This is a genomic window from Streptomyces fumanus (assembly GCF_014655295.1).
Lineage (GTDB): Bacteria > Actinomycetota > Actinomycetes > Streptomycetales > Streptomycetaceae > Streptomyces > Streptomyces fumanus.
Genome location: NZ_BNBI01000002.1, coordinates 375972 through 392349 on the forward strand (window position 1 = coordinate 375972; position 16378 = coordinate 392349).

Annotated in this window: 15 protein-coding genes and 1 tRNA gene; 4 read left to right on the forward strand and 12 right to left on the reverse strand. The window is 74.2% G+C overall.

Annotated features, from left to right (window positions below):
* Positions 1-43: 43 nt before the first annotated feature.
* The 3 genes from IE316_RS05915 to pdhA are packed head-to-tail and all read right to left on the reverse strand — an operon-like array spanning position 44 to position 3728.
* Complete coding sequence (locus IE316_RS05915) at positions 44-1591, reverse strand: dihydrolipoamide acetyltransferase family protein (protein WP_190203053.1); 1548 nt, start codon at positions 1589-1591, stop codon at positions 44-46.
* Positions 1591-2595 carry an alpha-ketoacid dehydrogenase subunit beta gene (locus IE316_RS05920; RefSeq protein WP_190203054.1) on the reverse strand — a complete coding sequence of 335 codons (1005 nt, stop codon included), beginning with the start codon at positions 2593-2595 and terminating at the stop codon, positions 1591-1593. Before IE316_RS05920 ends, IE316_RS05915 begins: the two co-directional genes overlap by 1 nt.
* Positions 2592-3728 (reverse strand): pyruvate dehydrogenase (acetyl-transferring) E1 component subunit alpha, encoded by a 1137-nt coding sequence (gene pdhA, locus IE316_RS05925; RefSeq protein ID WP_190203055.1) that lies wholly within the window; start codon positions 3726-3728, stop codon positions 2592-2594. Before pdhA ends, IE316_RS05920 begins: the two co-directional genes overlap by 4 nt.
* A 174-nt stretch (positions 3729-3902) precedes the next feature.
* Here pdhA and IE316_RS05930 point away from each other — a divergent pair, with 174 nt between their 5' ends.
* A complete protein-coding gene (locus IE316_RS05930) occupies positions 3903-4475 on the forward strand; it encodes an Lrp/AsnC family transcriptional regulator (RefSeq protein ID WP_229910213.1) in 573 nt (190 codons plus the stop codon).
* A gap of 91 nt (positions 4476-4566) precedes the next feature.
* Here IE316_RS05930 and IE316_RS05935 read toward each other — a convergent pair whose 3' ends face one another.
* Positions 4567-5157, reverse strand: a complete 591-nt coding sequence (locus tag IE316_RS05935) for a TetR/AcrR family transcriptional regulator (RefSeq protein WP_190203056.1) — start codon at positions 5155-5157, stop codon at positions 4567-4569.
* A complete protein-coding gene (locus tag IE316_RS05940; protein ID WP_190203057.1) occupies positions 5154-6671 on the reverse strand; it encodes a 3-hydroxyacyl-CoA dehydrogenase in 1518 nt (505 codons plus the stop codon). The genes IE316_RS05935 and IE316_RS05940 overlap by 4 nt, the downstream gene beginning before the upstream one ends.
* A 160-nt stretch (positions 6672-6831) precedes the next feature.
* Between IE316_RS05940 and paaN the strand changes: the two genes are divergently transcribed.
* On the forward strand, positions 6832-8526 hold the full coding sequence (gene paaN, locus IE316_RS05945; RefSeq protein ID WP_190203058.1) for a phenylacetic acid degradation protein PaaN: 1695 nt from the start codon (positions 6832-6834) through the stop codon (positions 8524-8526).
* Positions 8527-8555: 29 nt separating this feature from the next.
* Here paaN and IE316_RS05950 read toward each other — a convergent pair whose 3' ends face one another.
* The 7 genes from IE316_RS05950 to IE316_RS05980 all read right to left on the reverse strand — a co-directional run bounded on the left by IE316_RS05950 (position 8556) and on the right by IE316_RS05980 (position 14512).
* Positions 8556-9305, reverse strand: coding sequence for a TrmH family RNA methyltransferase (locus tag IE316_RS05950; protein ID WP_190203059.1), 750 nt, complete (start codon positions 9303-9305; stop codon positions 8556-8558).
* Positions 9302-10615 (reverse strand): HTTM domain-containing protein, encoded by a 1314-nt coding sequence (locus IE316_RS05955; protein WP_190203060.1) that lies wholly within the window; start codon positions 10613-10615, stop codon positions 9302-9304. The genes IE316_RS05950 and IE316_RS05955 overlap by 4 nt, the downstream gene beginning before the upstream one ends.
* The gene (locus IE316_RS05960) at positions 10612-11325 is read right to left on the reverse strand and encodes a DUF5819 family protein (RefSeq protein ID WP_190203061.1); all 714 of its coding nucleotides are present in this window, start codon (positions 11323-11325) and stop codon (positions 10612-10614) included. Before IE316_RS05960 ends, IE316_RS05955 begins: the two co-directional genes overlap by 4 nt.
* A gap of 143 nt (positions 11326-11468) precedes the next feature.
* On the reverse strand, positions 11469-11798 hold the full coding sequence (locus IE316_RS05965) for a rhodanese-like domain-containing protein (RefSeq protein ID WP_190203293.1): 330 nt from the start codon (positions 11796-11798) through the stop codon (positions 11469-11471).
* Positions 11799-11905: 107 nt separating this feature from the next.
* Entirely contained in the window at positions 11906-12709 is an 804-nt protein-coding gene (locus tag IE316_RS05970; RefSeq protein ID WP_190203062.1) for a hypothetical protein, read from the reverse strand.
* A gap of 126 nt (positions 12710-12835) precedes the next feature.
* Positions 12836-14254, reverse strand: coding sequence for a DUF2252 domain-containing protein (locus tag IE316_RS05975; protein WP_190203063.1), 1419 nt, complete (start codon positions 14252-14254; stop codon positions 12836-12838).
* A gap of 174 nt (positions 14255-14428) precedes the next feature.
* Positions 14429-14512, reverse strand: a tRNA-Leu gene (locus IE316_RS05980).
* A 397-nt stretch (positions 14513-14909) separates the two neighbouring features.
* Between IE316_RS05980 and IE316_RS05985 the strand changes: the two genes are divergently transcribed.
* Complete coding sequence (locus IE316_RS05985; protein WP_190203064.1) at positions 14910-15782, forward strand: FHA domain-containing protein; 873 nt, start codon at positions 14910-14912, stop codon at positions 15780-15782.
* Between the two features lie 10 nt (positions 15783-15792).
* The gene (locus IE316_RS05990; protein ID WP_190203065.1) at positions 15793-16308 is read left to right on the forward strand and encodes an FHA domain-containing protein FhaB/FipA; all 516 of its coding nucleotides are present in this window, start codon (positions 15793-15795) and stop codon (positions 16306-16308) included.
* Positions 16309-16378: the final 70 nt, after the last annotated feature.

Consider the following 16378-nt stretch of genomic DNA (forward strand, 5'->3'; position numbering starts at 1 on the left):
GTCACGGCGTACGGGTCACGGCGTACGGGTCACGGCGTACGGGTCACAACGTGCGCAGCAGGATCGCCGGTTGCTCCACGCAGTCCGCCACGTACCGCAGGAAGCCGCCCGCGGTGCCGCCGTCGCAGACCCGGTGGTCGAAGGTGAGCGACAACTGGACGACCTGGCGCACCGCCAACTCCCCCTCGTGCACCCAGGGCTTGGCGGCGATCCGGCCGACGCCGAGCATGGCCGCCTCGGGGTGGTTGATGATCGGGGTGGAGCCGTCGACGCCGAACACGCCGTAGTTGTTGAGCGTGAAGGTGGAGCCGGTGACCTCCGCGGGCGCCAGCCTGCCGGTGCGGGCCGCCTCGGTGAGCCGGGCGAACTCCGCGCCGAGGGACTCGGCGTCCCGTGTGTGCGCGTCCCGGACGACCGGAACCACCAGGCCCCGGTCGGTCTGCGCGGCGAACCCGAGGTGGACCCGGTCCAGCCGCACCACCTCCCTGGCCTCCAGGTCGACCGTGGAGTTCAGCTCGGGGAAGCGGGCGAGGGCGGCGGTGCAGATTCGGGCCAGCAGGGCGAGCAGGGAGATCTTCGGCCCGCCCGCCGCGTTCATCGCGGTCCGCGCCCGCAGCAGCTCCGTCGCGTCGGCGTCCACCCAGGTGGTCGCGTCCGGTATCTCCCGCCGGCTCCGGGAGAGCTTGTCGGCGATGGCGCCACGGACGCCCTTGAGGGGGACACGAACGGCACCGGGGGTTTCGGTGGTGCCGGGGGCTCCGGGGGTCCCGGTGGTTCCTGCCGTCCGGACCGGCCCGGCGGCCCCGGCGACCTCCGGTGCGGCGGCGGTCTCCGGTGCGAGGGCCGTGCCGGCGTGTGTCCGGTTCCGGGCGGCGGCGGCGCGCAGCGCGTACTCCACGTCCGCGCGCAGGATCAGCCCGTCCGGCCCGGAACCGGTCAGCTCCCGCAGATCGAGCCCGTTCTCCCGCGCCAGCCTGCGCACCAGCGGCGAGATGACGGGCACGGGCCCGTCGCCCCGCTCGGCGGCGGCGGAGTCGCGTTCACCGGCATCGCGCGACCGCCCGTTCACCCGCGCCGCGGACGCCGCAGGGACCGGCGATCCCGGGGCCGGCGTGGGCATCCCGGCCGGCGCCGGCTCCCCCGGCCGCACCCTGCGCCGCCGGGCGGGCGCCCGCGAGGTGCCGTACCCGACGAGCACGTTCCCCGAGCCCTCGGCCGCGTCGGCCCGCGCCCCTTCAGGTGCCGCGCCCGTCACCGCGGCCCCGGCCCCCGCCGAGCCGTCGACACCCGCCGCGGCCCTGGCGTCCGTACCCGCGCTCCCGCCCGCCGGGCCCTCGCTCCCCGGCTCGCCCACCGCCACCGTCAGCAGCGGGGCGCCGACCGGGAGTTCCGTGCCCTCCTCGCCGAAGCGGGCGGTGACCACGCCGCCGTAGGGGCAGGGCACCTCGACCATCGCCTTGGCCGTCTCCACCTCGACGACCGGCTGGTCGACCGCGACGACGTCACCGACCTCGACCATCCAGCGCACGATCTCCGCCTCGGTGAGCCCCTCACCGAGATCGGGGAGCTTGAACTCCAGCACCTGTGCCATCAGCTTCCGGCCTCCCATTGCAGACGCCCCACCGCGTCAAGGATGCGGTCCACACCGGGCAGGTGGTAGCGCTCCAGCATCGGCGGCGGATACGGCACGTCGAACCCGGCCACCCGCAGCACCGGCGCCTCCAGGTGGTGGAAGCAGCGCTCGGTGACCCGGGCCGCGATCTCGCCGCCCGGACCCCCGAAGGAGCCCGACTCGTGGACGACGATCGCGCGTCCGGTCCGCCGCACCGAGGCACAGACCGTCTCGTCGTCGAACGGCACCAGCGAGCGCAGATCGACCACCTCCAGGTCCCAGCCCTCGGCCCGGGCCGCCTCGGCCGCCTCCAGGCAGACGGGTACGGACGGCCCGTACGTGATGAGCGTGGCGCTCCGCCCCGAGCGCCGCACCACCGCGCGGCCCAAGGGTTCAACGGGCGCGGGCTCCTCAGGGTTCCAGGCGTCCTTCGACCAGTACAGCCGCTTGGGTTCCAGGAAGACCACCGGGTCGTCGGAGGCGATCGCCGCCCGCAGCAGCCCGTAGGCGTCGGCGACCGTCGCCGGGGTGACGACGTGCAGGCCGGGGGTGGCCAGGTAGTACGCCTCGGAGGAGTCGCTGTGGTGTTCGACGCCGCCGATGCCGCCGCCGTAGGGGACGCGGATCGTCAGCGGCAGGGACATCGCCCCGCGCGTGCGGTTGCGGGTCTTGGCCACGTGCGAGACCAACTGCTCGAACGCCGGGTAGGCGAAGGCGTCGAACTGCATCTCCACGACCGGCCGCAGCCCGTACATCGCCATGCCGACGGCGGTGCCGAGGATGCCGGCCTCGGCCAGCGGCGTGTCCGTGCAGCGGTCCTCGCCGAACTCCTTCGCCAGGCCGTCGGTGATCCGGAAGACCCCGCCGAGCGTGCCCACGTCCTCGCCCAGCACGTGCACGGCCGGGTCGGCGGCCATGGCGTCGCGCAGCGCGCGGGTGAGGGCTCCCGCCATGGTGGCCGGGCGGGTGGCGACGGTCGTCATCGCTGCGCCCCTTCCGCCTCGGCCGCCAGCTCGGCCCGCAACTGCGCGCGCTGCTCCAGCAGTTGCGGGGTGGGCTCGGCATACACATGGGCGAACAGGTCCATGGGGTCCAGCTCGGGGTCCTGGTTCATGCGGGCCCGCAGGTCGGCGGCCATGGTCTCGGCGTCCTCGCGGGCCGCGCGCACGCCCTCCTCGTCGAGCAGCCCCCGGGCGGTCAGCTCGCGCTCCAGCAGATCGATCGGGTCGTGCCGCCGCCAGGCCGCCACCTCCTCGTCGCCCCGGTAGCGGGTGGCGTCGTCGGCGTTGGTGTGCGCCTCGATCCGGTAGGTGATCGCCTCCACCAGGGTGGGGCCGCCGCCCGCGCGGGCGTGCCGTACGGCGTCGGAGAGGACCTGGTGGACGGCGACCGCGTCGTTGCCGTCGACCAGGCGGCCGGGCATGCCGTAGCCGACGGCCTTGTGGGCCAGCGACGGGGCCGCGGTCTGCTTGGCGAGCGGGACGGAGATCGCGAAGCCGTTGTTCTGCACCAGGAAGACGACCGGGGCCCGCTGGACGGCCGCGAAGTTCAGCGCCTCGTGGAAGTCGCCCTCGCTGGTGCCGCCGTCGCCGACCATGGCCAGCGCCACCACGTCGTCGCCCGTGAGCCGGGCGGCGTGCGCCAGGCCGACGGCGTGCGGCAACTGGGTGGCCAGCGGCGTGGACAGCGGCGCGACCCGGTGCTCGTACGGGTCGTAGCCGGTGTGCCAGTCGCCGCGCAGCAGGGTGAGCGCCTGGACGGGGTCGACGCCGCGGGCGACGACGGCGAGGGTGTCCCGGTAGCTGGGGAAGAGCCAGTCGCGGTCCTCCAGGGCCAGCGCGGCGGCGATCTCGCAGGCTTCCTGGCCGGTGCTGGACGGGTAGACGGCGAGGCGCCCCTGCTTGGTGAGGGCCGTGGCCTGCGCGTTGTACCGCCGGCCGGTCACCAGGCGGGCGTACAGGGTGCGCAGCAGCCCGGGGTCGGCGTCGGCGGCGGCCCCGGTGCCGAGGACGCGGTACGGCTCGGGGTCGGGCAGCAGCGGCGCGGGGTCCGTGCGGGGCCGCCAGGCGGGCGGCGGGGCTGGCCGGTACGCGCCCCGCTGCTCCATGACCGTCATGACGCACCTCCTCGTGGGAGTGGCTTCGCGACCCCTCACGGGTGTGACGGGTCTCACCTACCGATTGTTCGGTCGTCGGCACATTTTGGCTACGGGCACCCTCAGCCTGTGGACAAACGGTTCTCCACAGCCTGAGATGGACGCAGGACGTCCATGACGGGAAGGCCGGGGCAGATGGCATCTGAACAAATGGCCGAGCGGCCGGAACGACCCGGCCCCGACGGCCGCGCGGGCGCCGGCCCCGACAAAGGCTCCCCGACCCCCGCCGACCCGCCCCGGGACCCCGCCGCCCTGCCGCCGCCGCGCCCCCTGGACGCCATCGACCAGGACATCCTGCGCATGCTCCAGGCCGACGGCCGCGCCTCGATACGGTCGGTCGCCGAGCGGGTCCACGTCTCCCGCGCCAACGCCTACGCCCGCATCAACCGGCTCGTCGAGGACGGCGTCATCCGGGGCTTCAGCGCCCGCGTCGACCATGAGCGCGCCGGGCAGGGCACCTCGGCGTACATCACGCTGAAGATCGTGCAGAACACCTGGCGCGCGGTGCGCGAACAGCTCCGGGAGCTGCCCGGCGCCTCCCACATCGCCCTGGTGGGCGGCGACTTCGACGTCCTGCTGCTGGTGCACACGCCGGACAACCGGGCCCTGCGCGAGCTGGTCCTCACCCGCATCCAGGCGATCCCGGAGGTGCTCAGCACCCGCACCCTGCTGGTCTTCGAGGAACAGGACCTCGAACCCCGCGGCTGACGGCCCCGCGCACCGGCCACCCCACGCCGCCGCTCCACCGCGCAGCGCCCGGCAGTGTCAGGGCCCGCCCCCGCCGGCGGCCCCCGCCGCGTCACCCGCCGGTCCGCAGCCCCCCGAACACCAGCCGCACCACCGCGTCCACCACCTCGCGCTCGGCCGAGCCCCGGCCGTCGGGCCGGTACCACTCGACGATCGAGTTGACCATCCCGAAGACCAGCCGGGTCGCGAGCCGCACCTCCACGTCCCCGCGCACGTCCCCCTCGGCCGCCGCCGCCCGCAGCAGCTCGGCCACCCGGTGGTCGAACTCGCGCCGCCGCTCCAGCGCCCACCGCTCGGTCCCGGTGTTCCCGCGCACCCGCAGCAGCAGCGTCACGTACGGCAGCTCGGCCATGAGCACCTCGACCGTGCGCCGTACGACGTGCTCCAGTTGCTCGGCGGCGGTCCCCACGCGCGCGTGCTCCTCGTCGAGGATGCCGAACAGCCCGTCCAGGGCCCGGCTCACGGCCCGGCGCAGCAGCTCCTCCTTGCCGGAGACGTGGTGGTAGATCGAGGACTTGGAGATGCCGGCCGCCTTGGACAGGTGCTCCATGGAGGTGCCGTCGTAGCCGCGTTCGTTGAAGACCCGCACGGCGACGGTCAGCAGCGTGTCGGGGGTGTACGTGTCGCGCTTGGCGGTGGTCATGAGGGACTGTCCTCCCGCTTGTCGGAGGCGTGGGCGTGGCGGTAGAGCGCCAGGGACGGCGCGTAGCGGCCACAAGGGTCCCGCAGGTGCAACTCGTCCAAGAGGTCGTAGGCCCATTCCCGGCCGAGCGCCCGGCTCCAAGCGAAGGGACCGAGGGGGTAGTTGACGCCCAGACGCATCGCGGTGTCCACGTCCTCCTCGGTGGCGACGCCCTTGGCGACGGCGTCGTGCGCCAGGTCGATGATCCGGGCCACCGTGCGGGCGACGATCATGCCGGGGACGTCGCCGATGACGCTGACCTTCTTGCCGAGCGCCTGGAAGAGGCCGATGGCCTCGGCGAGCGTGCGGGGCGCGGTGTCCTGGGAGGCGGCCAGGGCGATCCGGGTGGCCTTGCGGTAGTCCAGGGCGAGGTCGAAGTAGACGACGTCGCGGAACTCGGCGGAGGTCTGGCCGTCGGCGAGGACGAGCTGCCCGCCGCCGGGCAGCACCAGCCGGGTGCCGTGGTCCTCGGGTTCCTCGCGGACCTCGATGCCCGCCTCGCGGATCAGCGCGAGCAGCTCGCCGGCCGGTCCGAGGCCGCCCTCGGCGACGACGTGGGCGGGCGGGTCGGCCGGTTCGGCGGTGTGCGGCTCGGGGCGGTCGGCGCCGTCCCGGTAGTCGTACCAGCCCTGTCCGCTCTTGCGGCCGAGGCGGCCGGACTCGACCAGGCGGCGCTGGGCGAGCGAGGGGGTGAACCGCGCGTCCTGGAAGAAGGACTGCCACACGGAGTGGGTGACGGCCTCGTTGACGTCCTGGCCGATGAGGTCGGTCAGTTTGAACGCGCCCATCCGGAAGCCGCCCGACTCGCGCAGCACGGCGTCGATGGTGGCCGGGTCGGCGGCCTGGGCCTCGTACACCGCGAGGGCCTCGGCGTAGAAGGGCCGGGCGATGCGGTTGACGATGAAGCCGGGGGTGTCGGCGCAGGCGACCGGCGTCTTGCCCCAGGCGCGGGCCGTCTCGTACGCGCGCGTGGCCGACGACACGTCGGTGGCGAACCCGGAGACCACCTCCACCAGCGGCAGCAGCGGCGCGGGGTTGAAGAAGTGCAGGCCGACGAGGCGGCCGGGCCGGGCGAGGGCGCCGGCGACGGCCGTGACGGACAGGGAGGAGGTGTTGGTGGCGAGCAGGCAGTCCGCGGCGACGACGTCCTCCAGCGCGCGGAACAGCTCCCGCTTGACGTCCAGCTTCTCCACGACGGCCTCCACCACCAGCGCGCAGTCGGCCAGTTCGGCGAGGTCCTCGGCGGGCCGGAGCCGGGCGCGGGCCGCGTCCCGGTCGGCGGCGGCGAGACGGTCCTTGCGCACGAGCCGGTCGAGCCGGGCGCCGATCGCGTCGGCGGCCTCCCGCGCCCGACCGGGGGCCGCGTCGTACAACCGCACGGGATGACCGGCGACCAGGGCGACCTGGGCGATGCCCTGGCCCATGGTGCCGGTGCCGACGACGGCCACGGGGCTGCTGAGGTCGAGTGCTGTCATGTGCGCGATCCTCCCGCACGGGGTTTTCCACAGATGCGGCGGTCCCCCTTGTCCCGACCGATCGTTCGGTTACTCTAGCCCTGTCCGGCCGTTCCCGCCCGGGTTCCGCCCAGGCCGTGGACTCGACGAAGAGTTCCGTCAGACGAGGAGTTGGTCCCGCATGGCCGCCGCACTGACCGCGTCCACCCTGCTCGCCGAGCACCGGCCCACCCTCGACCAGGCGCTGGAAGCGATCCGCACGCGCGCGTACTGGTCCCCGCACCCCGAGCACCCCAAGGCGTACGGCGAGGAGCACGGCAGCCTGGACGCGGCGGCGGGCCGGGCCGCCTTCGACGCCCTGCTCGGCACCCGCCTCGACCTCGGCCAGCCCGGCACCGACGACTGGGTGGGCGGCGAGGTCTCCCCGTACGGCATCGGGCTGGGCGTGAGCTATCCGCACCCGGACCTCGACGTGCTGCTCCCCGCCATGCGGGCCGGCCAGCGGGCCTGGCGGGACGCCGGGCCCGAGCAGCGCGCGCTGGTCTGCCTGGAGATCCTGAAGCGAATCAGCGCCCGGACGCACGAGTTCGCGCTCGCGGTGATGCACACCTCCGGCCAGGCGTTCCTGATGGCGTTCCAGGCGGGCGGCCCGCACGCGCAGGACCGCGGCCTGGAGGCGGTGGCGTACGCGTACGCGGAACAGGTCCGCACCCCCGAGGCCGCGGAGTGGACCAAGCCGCAGGGCAAGCGCGACCCGCTGCGGCTGACCAAGCGGTTCACGCCGGTCCCGAGGGGCATCGGCCTGGTGATCGGCTGCAACACCTTCCCCACGTGGAACGGCTACCCGGGCCTGTTCGCCTCCCTGGCCACGGGCAACGCGGTGCTGGTCAAGCCGCACCCGCGCGCGGTGCTGCCGCTGGCCCTCACCGTGCGGACCGCCCGCGAGGTGCTCACGGAGGCCGGTTTCGACCCCAACCTGGTGGCGCTGGCCGCCGAGCGCCCCGGCGAGGGCATCGCCAAAACCCTCGCCACCCGCCCGGAGATCCGGATCATCGACTACACCGGCTCGACCGGCTTCGGCGACTGGCTGGAGACGCACGCCCGCCAGGCCCAGGTCTTCACCGAGAAGGCCGGGGTCAACACGGTGGTCGTGGAGTCCACCGACGACTACCGGGGGATGCTCGCCAACCTGGCCTTCTCGCTCTCCCTCTACAGCGGCCAGATGTGCACCACCCCGCAGAACCTGCTGATCCCCCGCGACGGCATCCGCACCGACCAGGGCCCGAAGTCCTACGACGAGGTGGTCGCCGACCTCGCCCGCGCGGTCGACGCCCTGCTCGGCGACGACGCCCGGGCCAACGCCCTGCTGGGCGCGATCGTCAATCCGGACGTCAAGGCCCGGCTGGAGGCCGCCGCCGGTCTCGGCGAGGTCGCCCTCGCCTCCCGCGCGGTGACCCACCCGGACTTCCCCGGCGCGACCGTGCGCACCCCGGTGATCGTCAAGCTGGACGGCACCAAGCCGGACGACCGGGCCGCCTGTCTGAGCGAGTGCTTCGGCCCCGTCTCCTTCGCCGTCGCGGTCGACTCGGCGGCGGACGCGCTGGAGCTGCTGCGCCGGAGCGTCCGGGAGAAGGGCGCGATGACGGTCGGCGCGTACACCACCGACGCGGAGGTCGAGCGGGCCGTGGAGGAGGTCTGCCTGGAGGAGGCCGCCCAGCTCTCCCTCAACCTCACCGGCGGGGTGTACGTCAACCAGACGGCCGCCTTCTCCGACTTCCACGGCTCCGGCGGCAACCCGGCGGCCAACGCGACCCTCACGGACGCCGCGTTCGTGGCGAGCCGCTTCCGGATGATCGAGGTCCGCCGCGAGGCATAGCCCCACGGGGACCACGGCACCCCGGACGCTCAGACGGCGTGCGGCGCCCCCAGGCTCCAGTGGTACAGCGTCATCGCCACACTGGTCGCGAGGTTGTAGCTGGAGACCTGGGGCCGCATCGGCAGCGCCACCAAGTGGTCGGCCCGCGCGCGCAGTTCGGGCGAGAGCCCGCTGCGCTCGGAGCCGAAGGCGAGCAGCGCCCCGTCCGGCAGCTTCGTCCCCCGGATGTCCTCGCCCTCCGGGTCGAGGGCGTACAGGGGCCCGGCGGGCAGGTCCCCCACGGCCAGCCGCTCCACGGCGGTGGCGAAGTGCAGCCCCGCCCCGCCGCGCACCACCGCCGGGTGCCAGGGGTCGAGGGTGCCGGTGGTGACCACCCCGGTCGCGCCGAACCCGGCGGCCAGCCGGATCACCGCGCCCGCGTTGCCGAGGTTGCGCGGGTTGTCCAGGACCACGACGGGCGCGGTGCGCGGCGTCCGCGCCAGGCGCGCCAGCCCGGCCTCCCGGGCGGGCCGTACGGCGAGGGCGGCGACCTCGGTGGGATGCGGACGCGGCACCAGGGAGGCGTACGCCGCCCGCCCCACCTCGGTCAGCAGGGCGTCCAGGGTGTCCCGGACGTCCGGGGCGAGGGCGTCGGCGAGGGCGAGCGCCGCCGCCCGGTCGGCGGTCACCGCGACCGGCACCTCGGCCCCGAAGCGCAGCGCGTGCTTGAGCGCGTGGAAGCCGTCGAGCAGCACACAGGTGCCGGCCAGGCCGTGCCAGGCGCGCAGGGGGTCGCTCATGCCCCCGACCCTACGTGCGCCTGCCCGGCACCCCTTCCGTCACCGTCCCCGGAACCGGACCCGGCCTCGGCCTCGGACCCGGCCTCGGAGCCGGCCTCGGAGCCGGCCTCGGACCCGGCCTCGGCCTGGGCGTCAGCATCGACGTCCGCGTCGCCTCCCGCCACCCGGTCCCCACGCCGCACCGACCGCCCCCACCGCCGCGCCGCCCCGTCACCGACCCGGCGCAGGAAGGACGTGGGCAGGAACACCGCGTCGGCCGCGATCATCGCCAGCGAGAAGAACGGCAGCCCCAGCACCACGGCGATCACGGCATGCTCGGTCATCATGGCCGCCAGCAGCACGTTCTTCACCCGCCGGTTGAACAGCGTGAACGGGAAGGCGACCTGCACCGCGACCGTCCCGTAGGTGATCAGCATGACCATGGTGCCGCTGAACGACAGCAGGTCGCCGAGGGCCGGCCAGGGCGAGAAGTAGTCCAGGTGCAGCGGGTAGTAGACCGCGGTGCCGTCCTGCCAGCGCGAGCCCTGCACCTTGTACCAGCCGGCCGTCGCGTAGATCAGACACGCCTCGGCCATGATCACCAGCAGGGCGCCGTTGTGCGCGGTGTTGGCGATCACGTCCAGCAGGATGCGCGGCTCACCGCCCTTCGCCCGGCGCTCCACGACCCACCACAGGGCCTGCGCCAGCCACAGCGTCCACAGCAGCATCGGCACGAACCACTCGCTGCCCAGCCTCCCGGGCAACGTCACGACGGCCAGCGCGATCCCCAGGACGACCCACAGCACCGGGCCGAGCCGGTCCGGTACCCGTTCGCCACGCGCGCGTGCCGCCTCCGTGCGCCGGGCCCGGCGGGCGTCCAGCGACCAGACCCGGGCGCAGCGGGTGAAGACCAGGTAGACGCTCATCAGGTGCAGGACGTTGTCACCGCCGTCGCCCATGAAGACGCTGCGGTTCTGCAGCGACAGCACCCCGGTCATGAACAGCGCCGACGCGGCCCGGGTGCGCCAGCCCAGCAGCAGCGCCGCCGCGGACAGCACGGCGAGCGCGTACACCGCCTCGAACCAGAGCCGGCCGTCGGTCAGCATCAGCAGCGAGAACGCGCCGTTGCCGTCGATCAGCCGTTCGGCCAGCGACCAGCTCCAGGGCCCGTCGGGGCCGTACAGCTCGTGGCGGTGGGGGAGTTCGCGCAGCAGGAACAGCAGCCAGGTCGCGGCGAAGCCGATCCGGACCACGGCGGTCTGGTACGGGCCGAGGGCAGCGCCGGTGACGCGGGCGATCCCGCGGGAGACCGACAGGGCGACGTCGTTCACGCGACGCCTCCTTCCGCCTCGTCGGCGGGCACCCGCCACCAGGGCAGCTCGCGGGTCTCCGACCGGTCCGTGAGGCGCTCACCGCTCCACCGGGGCGGCGTCACCGCCGTGGCCCGGGAGCGGAACTGGACCCGGTCCAGGACGTCGCCCGGCCGGGACGCGCCCGCCCGGTCCAGCCGCATCACCGCGATCCGGCGCAGATACGCCTCGGAGAGCGAACCGCGCACGCCCACCGGCCGGTTGCCGGAGTCGTGGGTGGCGACGTAGAAGTCCCAGGCGCGGCGCAGCTCGTTCTGCTGGGTGTGGCTCGGTACCGGGTTGCCGTCGATGGCCCGGCCGTCCTGCGCGGACAGGCCGTACCAGCCGGTGGTGCGTATCCCGCCGTCGGCGGTGCGCAGCTCGGCGCGGACCTCGACGGCCACGTTCTGCTGGAGCGGGTTGGGCGCGAACAGCTTCCAGTTCTGCTCGAACTCCGGGTAGATCCACTCCTCGATCGCCCGGCCGTGCCGCTTGGTGACCGTGTTGGCGGGGGCGACGTGCAGGAACGTCATGCCGATGTGGACGCAGACCGTGACGGCCACCACGGCCAGCGCGAGCGCGGCGCCGACCTGGTAGCGCGGCGAGAGCGCGGCGACGCCGGTACGGGTGTCGGCGTCGGCCGGTCCGTCCGGTCCGTGCCGGGCGTCCGGCCCCGTGTCGTACCCGTCCATTGCGCCCCGTTCCCCGATCCCGGTCTCCGTCTCCCCGCCCGCCCCGTGCGCCACCGGACGCACCGCGGGACTCGAACGGGGGACACCTTACGGCCCTCGCCGGGGGCGGGCACGGGCTGTGGAAAACCTGACCGGGGGCGCGGCTAGAGCACGTGTCCCGGCTCGCCGGAGTCGGTGACGACGGGCTTGCCGGCGGCGGCCCACACCTGCATCCCGCCGTCCACGTTGACCGCGTCGACGCCCTGCTGGACCAGGTACATGGTGACCTGCGCCGAGCGTCCGCCGGAGCGGCAGATGACGTGCACCCGCCCGTCCTGCGGCGCGGCCTCGGTCAGCTCGCCGTACCGGGCCACGAACTCGCTGATCGGGATGTGCAGGGCGCCCTCGGCGTGCCCCGCCGCCCACTCGTCGTCCTCCCGGACGTCCAGCAGGAAGTCGTCGTCCTTGAGGTCCGTGACCTCGACCGTGGGCACACCAGCTCCGAAACTCATGCCCCCGACGCTACCGGAACCCCGCCCGGTGCCGCCCGCCCCAGCGGTTCCGCCAATCCCGCCGCACACGCACACGCCGGCTCGCCGGCCTACCCCAGCAGTTCCGCCAGCTCCGCCTCGCGCTCGCCGACCTGCGCCGCCAGCCGCTCGGCGATCTCGTCGAGCAGCCGGTCGGGGTCGTCCGGGGCGAGCCGCAGCATCCCGCCGATCGCGCTCTCCTCCAGCTCCCGGGCGACCTCGGTGAGCAGGTCCTTGCGCGCGGCCAGCCACTCCAGGCGGGCGTACAGCTCCTCGGCGCGGCTCGGGCCGGTCCGAGCGCGGGGTCCCGCGGCCCACTCCTCGGCCAGTTCGCGCAGCTCACCGGCGTCGCCGCGGGCGTAGGCGGCGTTGACCCGGGTGAGGAACTCCTCGCGGCGCACCCGCTCGTCCTCCTCCCGCGCGAGGTCGGGGTGGGCCTCGCGGACCAGCTCGCGGTAGAGCTTGCGGGCCTCCTCGCCGGGCCGTACCCGCTGCGGGGGCCGGACCGCCTGCCCGGTGAGCATCGCCGACGCCTCCGGGAACAGGCCGTCCCCGTCCATCCAGCCGTGCAGGAGTTCCTCCACGCCGGGCAGCGGCAGCAGCCGGGCCCGCGCCTCCTCGGCCCGCCGGCGGTCCTCGGGGTCGCCGCTGCGCGCGGCCTTCGCCTCCAGGATCCGGGCGTCCAGCTCCTCCAGGCGGGCGTAGACCGGGCCGAGCCGCTGGTGGTGCAGCCGGGAGAAGTTCTCGACCTCCACACGGAAGGTCTCCACCGCGATCTCGAACTCGATCAGCGCCTGCTCGGCGGTGCGCACGGCCCGCTCCAGCCGGTCCTCCGGCCGCGCGGCACCGTCCGTCTCAGCTTCCGGGGTCGTCACACGCCCAGCCTAGGGCCTGCCGGACCGTCCCCGGCCGGCTCCCCGGCACCGCGCACGCCCGCTCACCGCACGACCGCCCTTCCGACGACGACGGGACGTGTCAGACGACCCCTCAGGGCCTTCCCTTCACCCGATCTCGGCCGGTACCCGTCCCGCCCGCACCGCCGCCACCAGCTCCGCGTGGTCCGCCTCGGTCCGGTCGGCGTACGCGACGGCGAACGCGGCCACCGCCTCGTCCAGTTCCTCGCTCTTGCCGCAGTACCCGGCCACCCGCCGCGGGTCGGCGCTGTGCGCGTGGGCGCGGGCCAGCAGGGCGCCGGTCATCCGGGCGTAGTCGTCGATCTGGTCGGCGGCCAGCGCGGTCGGGTCGACGCTGCCCTTGCGGTTGCGGAACTGCCGTACCTGGTAGGGCCGTCCGTCGACGGTGGTCCAGCCCAGCAAGATGTCGCTGACCACCTGCATCCGCTTCTGCCCCAGCACCACCCGGCGCCCCTCGTGCATCGCGCCGGGCGTCTCGAAACCGGCGGTGGCCAGATGCGGCAGCAGCGCCGAGGGCCGGGCCTCCTTCACCTGGAGCACCAGCGGCTCGCCCCGGTGGTCGAGGAGCAGCACCACGTAGGACCGGGTGCCGACGCTGCCGGTGCCGACGACCCGGAACGCCACGTCCTGCACCGCGTACCGGGCCAGCAGCGGCAACCGGTCCTCGGGGAGCGTGGTCAGGTACTCCGCGAGCGACGCCGCCACCGCCGTGGCCTCCGCGTCCGGCACCCGGCGCAGCACCGGCGGGGCGTCCGTGAACCGCCGCCCGCCGTCCTCGGCCGGCTCGGTCGACCGGGCCGCGAACCGCCCGCTGGTGTTGGCCCGCGCCTTCGCCGCCACCCGCTCCAGGGTGCCCAGCAGGTCGTGGGCGTCGGTGTGGGAGACCAGTTCCTCGTCGGCGATGGCGTTCCACGCGTCCAGCACCGGGAGTCTGGCCAGCAGCCGCATGGTGCGCCGGTACGCGCCGGCCGCGTCGTGCGCCGCCGCGCGGCACACATCCTCGTCGGCGCCGGCCTCCCGGCCCGCGAGCACCAGGGAGGCGGCGAGCCGCTTGACGTCCCACTCCCAGGGGCCGTACGCCGTCTCGTCGAAGTCGTTCAGGTCGATGACCAGGCCGCCGCGGGCGTCCCCGTACAGGCCGAAGTTGGCCGCGTGAGCGTCGCCGCAGAGCTGCGCCCCGATCCGGGTCACCGGGGTGCGCGCCAGGTCGTACGCCATGAGCCCGGCCGTGCCGCGCAGGAAGGCGAACGGGCTCGCGGTCATCCGGCCGACCCGCAGCGGGGCCAGCTCGGGGATCCGGCCGCGTCCGGACTCCTCGACCGCGCGGACCGCGCCGGGCCGGCCGGCGTCCAGGTCGAGGACGGCGTGCGCGGAGCGCGGGACGCCCCGGCGCAGGGCCTTGCCCTCGGCCTTGGCCGAGCCGTCCGTCGGCCACCGCGCGAATCCCGGTACGACGGGTATCCGCCCCTCGCCCGCGTCCGCCGCCCGTCCGCCCGCTCCGGCCATCCCCGTCGCCCTCCCCCGTCCGTACGCCCACGTCGACGCGCCCCGACGGTACCTCCCGCGCCACCGCCGGCCACCCTGAGACCTTCCTCACAGCACGGCACGACACGGCCCCGGGAGCGGGCACGCGAAAAGCGGAAGCCCCGTAGGTCCGAGACCTACGGGGCTTCCGTACTGTGCGCGAGGGGGGAGTTGAACCCCCACGCCCTTTCGGGCACTGGAACCTGAATCCAGCGCGTCTGCCTATTCCGCCACCCGCGCATTGGGTGTGTCCTCCGGCTCCGTTCCTTTCGGCCCGGCGCCTTCCGACATGCAGAACATTAGCACGCGGAAGCGGGTGCGTTCACATCCGTTGCCGGGCCCCCGGCCGGAGCCCGGCCGACGTGTCGCCGACGTGTCGACGGCGGCCCGACCAGGTATCAACCTCGTACCGGTCCGGGCCGTCTCACCCGGAGCCGGGCGGGCCGCACAGCCCGGTGCGGGACACTGGTCTGCGAGCGCCTCTACGATCCTGGGCAGAAGTACGGGTAAGAGGGGCGTCGACACCCGTCGACCGGGCCGACAGGGGGAACCAGCCGATCGACCGGCGCGTGGATACGATCAGTAAGCAGTACCAGGTAAGCGGTGGACAGGACGGCAGCGACGGAGGAGGTGCCCCATGGGAGTCCTGAAGAAGTTCGAGCAGCGTCTCGAAGGTCTGGTCAACGGCACCTTCGCGAAGGTCTTCAAGTCCGAGGTACAGCCCGTGGAGATCGCGGGCGCGCTTCAGCGCGAGTGCGACAACAACGCGACCATCTGGAACCGCGACCGGACCGTCGTCCCCAATGACTTCATCGTGGAGCTGAGCGCCCCGGACTTCGAGCGGCTCAGCCCCTACTCCGGGCAGCTCGGCGACGAGCTGGCCGGCATGGTGCGCGACTACGCCAAGCAGCAGCGCTACACCTTCATGGGACCGATCAAGGTCAACCTGGAGAAGGCGGACGACTTGGACACCGGTCTGTACCGGGTCCGCAGCCGCACCCTCGCCTCCTCCAGCTCGCAGCAGCCCGGCGGGCCCGCGCCCGCCGCCCCGCCGGCGGCCGGCCGCCCCGGCGGCTACGGCTACCCGCCCGCCGCCGAACCGGCCACCGTGCCGCCGATGCCGGCCGCGCCGCCGCCCGGCGCCCGGCCCGGCGGGTACGGCTATCCGCCCGCCGCGGGCGGACACCGGCCGCCGGCCGCGCCCGCCCCGACGGCGGCGCCCGGCGGACGCACCCGCCACTGGATCGAGATCAACGGCACCCGCCATCAGATCTCCCGCCCGACGCTGGTGCTGGGCCGCAGCACCGAAGCCGACGTGCGGATCGACGACCCCGGCGTGAGCCGACGGCACTGCGAGATCCGGACCGGAACGCCCTCGACGATCCAGGATCTCGGGTCCACCAACGGCATCGTGGTGGACGGGCAGCACACCACCCGCGCTACGCTCCGCGACGGCTCGCGGATCGTCGTGGGCAGCACCACCGTTATCTATAGGCAAGCCGAAGGGTGATCCGGGGGCAATGTCAGAGCTGACCCTCACGGTCATGCGGCTGGGTTTCCTGGCCGTACTGTGGCTGTTCGTGATCGTGGCCGTGCAGGTCATCCGCAGCGACCTGTTCGGTACGCGGGTCACCCAGCGCGGGTCGCGCCGGGCCGACGGCCGGGCCCAGCAGCAGGCCGCCGCACGACAGGCGCCGCCACCGCAGCGCCAGCAGTCCAGCGGCGGCCGCGGCCGCCGCAACGCCCCCACCAAGCTGGTGGTGACCGAGGGCACCCTCACGGGCACCACCGTGGCCCTCCAGGGCCAGACCATCACGCTCGGCCGGGCACACGACTCGACGATCGTGCTGGACGACGACTACGCCTCCAGCCGCCATGCCAGGATCTATCCGGACCAGGGCGGCCAGTGGATCGTCGAGGACCTGGGCTCCACCAACGGCACGTATCTGGACCGGTCCCGGTTGACGACTCCCACACCGATTCCGCTGGGTGCGCCGATCCGCATCGGCAAGACCGTCATCGAGCTGCGGAAGTAGTGCTACGTCATGAATGAGCGCGAGCGGAGCGAGCACGCAGCGGCGGCCGGCACCCCGTCCACCGGCGCGC

What these genes read in the sequence shown, in the direction of transcription:
- IE316_RS05935 (WP_190203056.1), bottom strand. Translation starts at nt 5,157, where the DNA reads ATGACCACCGCCAAGCGCGACACGTACACCCCCGACACGCTGCTGACC.
- IE316_RS05985 (WP_190203064.1), top strand. Translation starts at nt 14,910, where the DNA reads ATGGGAGTCCTGAAGAAGTTCGAGCAGCGTCTCGAAGGTCTGGTCAAC.
- paaN (WP_190203058.1), top strand. Translation starts at nt 6,832, where the DNA reads ATGGCCGCCGCACTGACCGCGTCCACCCTGCTCGCCGAGCACCGGCCC.
- IE316_RS05975 (WP_190203063.1), bottom strand. Translation starts at nt 14,254, where the DNA reads ATGGCCGGAGCGGGCGGACGGGCGGCGGACGCGGGCGAGGGGCGGATA.
- IE316_RS05960 (WP_190203061.1), bottom strand. Translation starts at nt 11,325, where the DNA reads ATGGACGGGTACGACACGGGGCCGGACGCCCGGCACGGACCGGACGGA.
- IE316_RS05915 (WP_190203053.1), bottom strand. Translation starts at nt 1,591, where the DNA reads ATGGCACAGGTGCTGGAGTTCAAGCTCCCCGATCTCGGTGAGGGGCTC.
- IE316_RS05990 (WP_190203065.1), top strand. Translation starts at nt 15,793, where the DNA reads ATGTCAGAGCTGACCCTCACGGTCATGCGGCTGGGTTTCCTGGCCGTA.
- pdhA (WP_190203055.1), bottom strand. Translation starts at nt 3,728, where the DNA reads ATGACGGTCATGGAGCAGCGGGGCGCGTACCGGCCAGCCCCGCCGCCC.
- IE316_RS05930 (WP_229910213.1), top strand. Translation starts at nt 3,903, where the DNA reads ATGGCATCTGAACAAATGGCCGAGCGGCCGGAACGACCCGGCCCCGAC.
- IE316_RS05940 (WP_190203057.1), bottom strand. Translation starts at nt 6,671, where the DNA reads ATGACAGCACTCGACCTCAGCAGCCCCGTGGCCGTCGTCGGCACCGGC.
- IE316_RS05920 (WP_190203054.1), bottom strand. Translation starts at nt 2,595, where the DNA reads ATGACGACCGTCGCCACCCGCCCGGCCACCATGGCGGGAGCCCTCACC.
- IE316_RS05950 (WP_190203059.1), bottom strand. Translation starts at nt 9,305, where the DNA reads ATGAGCGACCCCCTGCGCGCCTGGCACGGCCTGGCCGGCACCTGTGTG.